The following is a 6,795-nucleotide window of genomic DNA, read 5'->3' as shown; positions in this document are numbered from 1 at the left end:
GCGGGCCCCCCGCGGGGGCCCCCATACTGATACCTGCGGAGTTCAGGCCGCGGCAGCGCCTTCTTGCATGGCAAGACTCGCGGCAATCGCACCGGCTTCAAAGAAATGAGGGTGCGAGAACACCGAACTGCGTGCCAGCTGCTGCTGCAGTTCATTCCGGACCCGGATGAACTCCTCCTTGGGTGCGAGCTCACCAGCAATCATGCATGCGCCTGCGACGGTAAGGGGCTGGAGACCATGCTGCGCCATGGCCACCGATGGTGCACTCGAAAACGCCTCACGGAAAGCGTCATCGCCACACAGCAGATCGAGCAAGCGAATCACATTGGCGGCGGTCATCGGTGGCTTCCTTGACATCATTGTTTACTCCCTGTGGGTGGTGATGACCGATTAGAGCACACGTGGGCAGGCCCAGGCGTACCGTAAGCACGCATTCCTCCCGGCCGCGCAGCAGCCCGAACCGCGCGGCCCATGCCCCATCACGCCGCTTCGAAGTCCACCAGCACCGCGCCATCGCCGACCTGGTCGCCGGCCTTGGCGCGGTAGCCCTTCACCGTGCCGTCGGCCGGTGCCTGCAGGGTGTGCTCCATCTTCATCGCTTCCAGCACTACCAGCGGCGTGCCGCGCTTGACCTCGGTGCCGGCCGCGACCAGCGTGGCCACGATCCTGCCCGGCATCGGTGCCAGCAGGCTGCCGGCATCGACCGTGGCGTGGTCCGATTCGCCCACCGGATCATGCAGGGTGAAGCGGTGCTGGCCATCGGCGCCGAACAGATACAGCTGGTCGCCTTCGCGCAGCAGCTGCAGTGTCCAGCGGCGTTCGCCCAGCTGCACGGTCAGCCCGTGCGCATCGGCGCTTCCGATCGCCCACACCGGCGCCGCGTCATCGCACTGCACGCGCCAGCCATCGGCCTGTGCCCACACCTTCAGGGTGTGCCGGCGCTCGCCCTGCTGCAGCGGCAGTACACGCGGCGCCGAAGCACCCAGGCGCCAGCCGTCCTGCACCTGCCACGGCGAATGCGGGTCGCGCGCATCAACGCTGGCACCCGCCGCGCTGGCGACGGCGGCCACTGCGGCCAGCATCCACAGCGCATCATCGGTATCGCCCACGCGGCTCAACGCGGCCTGTTCGCGTTCGATCAGCGCGGTATCCAGCTTCGCGTGGGCGAACGAATCGGTGTTCACCAGGCGACGCAGGAAACCGGCATTGGTGGTCACGCCCACCACCTGGCAGTCGGCCAGTGCCTGGCTCATGCGACGCAGCGCGGCATCTCGGTCCACGTCCCAGACGATCAGCTTGGCGATCATCGGATCGTAGAACGGGGTGATGCTGTCGCCTTCCTCGACGCCGGTATCCACGCGCACGTTCGCCGACGGCGTCGGCAGGCGCAGGCGGCGCAGGGTGCCGGTGGACGGCAGGAAGCCGCGGTCGGCATCTTCGGCATACAGGCGCGCTTCGATGGCATGGCCGTGGATCGCCAACTGGTCCTGGCGCAGCGGCATCGGCTGGCCGGCGGCCACGCGCAGCTGCCATTCCACCAGGTCGGTGCCGGTGATGTACTCGGTCACCGGGTGTTCGACCTGCAGGCGGGTGTTCATTTCCATGAAGTAGAAATCGCCGTCAGGGCCGGCAATGAATTCCACGGTGCCCGCACCCACATAGCCCACCGCGCGCGCGGCATCGACCGCGGCCTGGCCCATCGCCGCGCGGCGTTCGGTGCTCATGCCTGGGGCGGGGGCTTCTTCCAGCACCTTCTGGTGGCGCCGCTGCACTGAGCAGTCGCGCTCGAACAGGTAGACCGCCTCACCGTGGCTGTCGCCGAACACCTGGATCTCGATATGGCGCGGCCGCTCGACGTACTTCTCGACCAGCACGTGATCGTTGCCGAACGCCGAGGCCGCCTCGCGCTGGCAGCTGGCCAGCGCATCGACGAAGTCCTCGCTGCGTTCGACCTTGCGCATGCCCTTGCCACCGCCACCGGCGCTGGCCTTGATCAGCACCGGGTAACCGATGGCGTCGGCCTGTGCGCGCAGGAAGTCCGGCGCCTGCTGGTCGCCGTGGTAGCCCGGGGTCAGCGGCACGCCGGCCTTGGCCATCAGCGCCTTGGCCGCGCTCTTGTCGCCCATCGCGCGGATCGCGCTGGCCGGCGGGCCGATGAAGGTGATGCCGGCGGCGGCGCAGGCGTCGGCGAAGTCGGCGTTCTCGGACAGGAAGCCGTAGCCGGGGTGGATCGCCTGCGCGCCGGTACGGCGTGCGGCGTCCAGCAGTACGTCGCCGCGCAGGTAGCTTTCACGCGCGGCGGCCGGGCCGATGTGGATGGCCTCATCGGCCAGGCGCACGTGGCGCGCGTTGCGGTCGGCATCGGAATACACCGCCACGGTGGCGATGCCCAAGCGGCGGCAGGTGGCGATGACGCGGCAGGCGATTTCGCCGCGGTTGGCGATCAGGACTTTGGTGAACATGGCAACAGACTCGGTCATGGCACGGGTTACATGCGGAACACGCCGAAGCGCGTCTGCTGCGGGGCGGCGTTGAGGCTGGCCGAGAGGGCCAGGGCCAGCACGCGGCGGGTGTCGGCCGGATCGATCACGCCGTCGTCCCACAGCCGCGCGCTGGCGTAGTAAGGGTGGCCCTGCTGCTCGAACTGCTCGCGGATCGGCGCCTTGAAGGCGTCTTCTTCCGCCGCCGGCCACTGGCCGCCCTTGGCTTCGATACCATCGCGCTTCACCGTGGCCAGCACGCTGGCGGCCTGCTCGCCGCCCATCACGCCGATGCGCGCGTTCGGCCACATCCACAGGAAGTTGGGCGAATACGCGCGGCCACACATGCCGTAGTTGCCGGCGCCGAACGAACCACCGATGACCACGGTGAACTTGGGCACCTTGGCGCAGGCCACGGCCATCACCAGCTTGGCGCCGTCCTTGGCGATGCCGCCTTGTTCGTACTTGCGGCCAACCATGAAGCCGGTGATGTTCTGCAGGAACACCAGCGGGATGTTGCGCTGGGTGCACAGTTCGATGAAGTGCGCGCCCTTCAGTGCCGACTCGGAGAACAGGATGCCGTTGTTGGCGATGATGCCGATCGGGTAGCCGTTCAGATGCGCGAAGCCGGTGACCAGCGTGGCGCCGTAGCGCGGCTTGAACTCGTCGAAGCGCGAGCCGTCGACCAGTCGCGCGATCACCTCGCGCACGTCATAGGGCTTGCGGTTGTCGGCGGGAATCACCCCATACAGTTCGTGTGCCGGCAGCAGCGGTTCTTCCGGGGGCTGCACCGCCATCGCCGGTTCCGGCTTGCGCCAGTTCAACTGCGCGATGATCGCGCGCACCCGGGCCAGCGCCTGCAGATCGTTGTCGGCCATGTGGTCGGCCACGCCGGAAATGCGCGTGTGCACGTCGGCACCGCCCAGCTCCTCGGCGGTCACCACTTCGCCCGTGGCCGCCTTCACCAGCGGCGGGCCGCCCAGGAAGATCGTGCCCTGTTCGCGCACGATCACCGTCTCGTCGCTCATCGCCGGCACATAGGCGCCACCAGCGGTGCAGCTGCCCATCACGCAGGCGATCTGCGGGATGCCCTGTGCCGACAGATTGGCCTGGTTGTAGAAGATGCGGCCGAAATGGTCGCGGTCGGGGAACACCTCGTCCTGCAGCGGCAGGAACGCACCACCGGAATCGACCAGGTAGATGCACGGCAGGTGGTTCTGCTCGGCGATCTCCTGCGCGCGCAGGTGCTTCTTCACCGTCATCGGGTAGTAGGTGCCGCCCTTGACCGTGGCATCGTTGGCCACGATCACGCATTCCACGCCGCTGACCCGGCCGATGCCGGCCACCACGCCCGCCGCGGGCACGGCATCGTCATACATACCGTGCGCGGCCAGTGGCGCGATTTCCAGGAAGGCGCTACCGGGGTCGAGCAGCGCGTCGATGCGGTCACGCACCAGCAGCTTGCCGCGGGCGGTGTGCTTGGCACGCGCGGCTTCGTTGCCACCCAGTGCCGTGCGGGCGAGGGTGGCATGCAGGTCATCGACCACGGCCTGCATCGCCGCGCGGTTGGCTTCAAACGTTTCGCTGCCCGGTTGCAGCTGGCTGTTCAGGACGGTCATCGCGGTAGCCTTACAGGGTGCGCTGGAACAGTTCGCGGCCGATCAGCATGCGGCGGATCTCCGAGGTGCCGGCGCCGATTTCATACAGCTTGGCGTCGCGCCACAAACGGCCGGTCGGGTATTCGTTGATGTAGCCGTTGCCGCCCAGGATCTGGATCGCCTGGCCGGTCAGCCAGGTGGCCTTCTCGGCGGCATACAGGATGGCACCGGCCGCGTCCTGGCGGGTGGTGCGGCCCTGGTCGCAGGCGCGCGCCACGGCATAGACATAGGCGCGGCAGGCGCCCAGGCCCACGTACATGTCGGCGATCTTGGCCTGGATCAGCTGGAAGCTGCCGATCGCCTCGCCGAACTGGTGGCGCTCGTGCACGTACGGCATCACCACGTCCATGGCTGCGGCCATCAGGCCCAGCGGGCCACCGGACAGCACCACGCGCTCGTAGTCCAGGCCGGACATCAGCACGCGCACGCCGCCACCGACCTGGCCCAGCACGTTTTCTTCGGGCACTTCGCAATCCTGGAACACCAGCTCGCAGGTGGGCGAGGAGCGCATGCCCAGCTTGTCCAGCTTCTGCGCGGTGGAGAAGCCCTTCATGCCCTTCTCGACCAGGAACGCGGTGATGCCCTTGGCGCCGGCCTCCATGTCGGTCTTTGCATAGACCACCAGCACGTCGGCATCCGGGCCGTTGGTGATCCACATCTTGTTGCCGTTGAGCACGTAGCGGTCGCCACGCTTGTCCGCGCGCAGCTTCATCGACACCACGTCCGAACCGGCGCCCGGTTCGCTCATCGCCAGCGCGCCGACCTTGGCGCCGCTGCACAGGTCGGGCAGGAAGCGCTGCTTCTGTTCCTCGCTGCCGTTCTTGCGCAGCTGGTTCACGCACAGGTTGGAGTGCGCGCCATAGGACAGGCCGATGCCGCCGGAGGCACGCGAGATTTCTTCCATCGCCACCACGTGGGCCAGGTAGCCCATGCCGGTACCGCCGTATGCTTCTTCCACGGTGAGGCCGAGCAGGCCCTGTTCGCCCAGCTTCGGCCACAGTGCCAGCGGGAACTGGTTGGTCGCATCGGCCTCGGCGGCCAGCGGCGCGACCTCGGCGGCGGCAAAATGGGCCACGCTCTGGCGCAGCAGGTCGATATCTTCGCCAAGATCGAAGTTCAGGGATGGCACGTGCATTGCGGTGGCTCCACGGCGGGACTACAGGGAATGGACGCACCCGGCGGGGGAGCGGGCGGCGGTCGGCAGGACCGTCACCCGCACGGGCGATGGGCCCAGCGTAGCGGGGTTCGGGAAAGAAGTGAACACAAATTCAAAAATTGAAAATAGAATCAAAACATGGCCTACAAACGCTCTGCACTGATGGAAGAACGGCTGGCCGGGGCCCGGGAACGGATCCTGCTGGCCACCCGTGAGCTGGTTGCGGCCGGCGGCTGGCGCAACGCCCCGGTGACCGCCGTGGCAGCCCAGGCGGGGGTGTCCACCGGCCTGATCTACCGTCACTTCCCGTCCAAGGCCGAGCTGTTCGTGGAAGTGCTCAACGCCGCGGTGGCCCATGAAGTGGCGATCATGGAGCGCATCGCCAGCGGCCCGGAGGTGGCCAGCGAGCGGCTGCGGCTGGCGATCACCGCCTTCGTCCGCCGCGCCCTGGCCGGGCCGGGGTTGGCCCACGCCTTCATCGTCGAACCGGTCGACCCGGACGTGGAAGCCGAGCGCATGCGCGGCCGTCGCGCCTTCGGCGACGTGTTCCTGCGCCTGGTGGAAGAGGGCGTGGCCGCCGGTGAACTGCCGGCGCAGGACGCGCACGTGGCGGCTGCCTGCCTGGTCGGTGCCTTCACCGAGGCGATGGTCGGCCCGACCGCACCCAGCCGCGAAGCGCATCGCGACGAGGACGCGCTGGTGGATGCGATCTGCAGCTTCTGCCTGCGCGCGATCGGCGCCCGGTAATCCGGTAGAGCCGGCCGCTGGCCGGCTTCTGTTGCTGGGGTCAGATCCCTTTTGCGGTGCAAAAGGGATCTGACCCCCATCGCCCTGCATGCTGCGCCGCATCAGCAGTGACGCCTGTTGTCGCACGCGAAGTGCGTTCTATACTCGGTCCATCACGCAGTCGCTCAGCCGTGGTCCAACGACTATCAGCCAGGGGTAACGAAGAGTGCGGAATTACGATCTGGAGTTCCTGAAACGCTTCTCCATGGTGATCGCGCTGCTGGCGACCATCACCCTCGGCCTCATCCTCCTTGCTGCCTATATCCACACCCGGATTCCGCCCGAGGTGTCGCCGAGCGCGGCCAAACGCACCGAACAGCGCATCTCGCCCACCGGCGCGGTGTATGCCGGCAGCACCGGCGCCGCCGCGCAGGCGGCGGCCAAGGCCGCCGCGCTGGCCAAGGCTGCCTCGCAGGTGGCCTACGGCGGCACCAAGGATGGCAAGGTCATCTTCGACAACCTGTGCACCGCCTGCCACACCACCGGCGTGGGCATGGCACCGACGCTGGACCACGCGCACTGGGACAAGCGCCTGGCGCAGGGCAAGGACACCCTCTACAAGCACGCCATCGAGGGCTATACCGGCCCGGATGGCGGCATCATGCCACCCAAGGGCGGCAACCCGGCGCTGACCGAGGAACAGATCCACGCCACGGTGGACTGGATGCTGGGCAACCTGAAGTAACCGGTAGTGGGGGGGGGGGGGGGGGGGGGG

6 protein-coding genes are annotated in these 6,795 nt (G+C 67.9%); 2 read left to right on the top strand and 4 right to left on the bottom strand.

Translation table 11 applies throughout. The features are described from left to right. Positions 1 to 42 precede the first annotated feature (42 nt). From ACMZPQ_RS10045 to ACMZPQ_RS10030, 4 genes are all read right to left on the bottom strand, one after another. Positions 43 to 339: an NHLP-related RiPP peptide gene (locus tag ACMZPQ_RS10045; protein WP_197583264.1), complete on the bottom strand. Its 297-nt coding sequence runs from the start codon at positions 337 to 339 to the stop codon at positions 43 to 45. Positions 340 to 479: 140 nt separating this feature from the next. Then, positions 480 to 2,480 carry an acetyl/propionyl/methylcrotonyl-CoA carboxylase subunit alpha gene (locus tag ACMZPQ_RS10040; RefSeq protein WP_414485967.1) on the bottom strand — a complete coding sequence of 667 codons (2,001 nt, stop codon included), beginning with the start codon at positions 2,478 to 2,480 and terminating at the stop codon, positions 480 to 482. Positions 2,481 to 2,488: 8 nt separating this feature from the next. After that, a complete protein-coding gene (locus tag ACMZPQ_RS10035; RefSeq protein ID WP_197583266.1) occupies positions 2,489 to 4,099 on the bottom strand; it encodes a carboxyl transferase domain-containing protein in 1,611 nt (536 codons plus the stop codon). A 10-nt stretch (positions 4,100 to 4,109) separates the two neighbouring features. Further along, complete coding sequence (locus ACMZPQ_RS10030; protein ID WP_197583267.1) at positions 4,110 to 5,273, bottom strand: acyl-CoA dehydrogenase family protein; 1,164 nt, start codon at positions 5,271 to 5,273, stop codon at positions 4,110 to 4,112. A 159-nt stretch (positions 5,274 to 5,432) separates the two neighbouring features. Between ACMZPQ_RS10030 and ACMZPQ_RS10025 the strand changes: the two genes are divergently transcribed. Continuing rightward, positions 5,433 to 6,041 (top strand): TetR/AcrR family transcriptional regulator, encoded by a 609-nt coding sequence (locus ACMZPQ_RS10025; RefSeq protein ID WP_197583268.1) that lies wholly within the window; start codon positions 5,433 to 5,435, stop codon positions 6,039 to 6,041. Between the two features lie 205 nt (positions 6,042 to 6,246). Then, positions 6,247 to 6,765, top strand: coding sequence for a c-type cytochrome (locus ACMZPQ_RS10020; protein WP_008265223.1), 519 nt, complete (start codon positions 6,247 to 6,249; stop codon positions 6,763 to 6,765). The last annotated feature ends 30 nt before the right edge of the window (positions 6,766 to 6,795 follow it).

The organism is Stenotrophomonas maltophilia (assembly GCF_047497515.2).
Taxonomy (GTDB): Bacteria; Pseudomonadota; Gammaproteobacteria; order Xanthomonadales; family Xanthomonadaceae; genus Stenotrophomonas.
The sequence above is the reverse complement of the archived record's forward strand: the minus strand, read 5'-3'. Positions and strand labels throughout refer to the sequence as shown.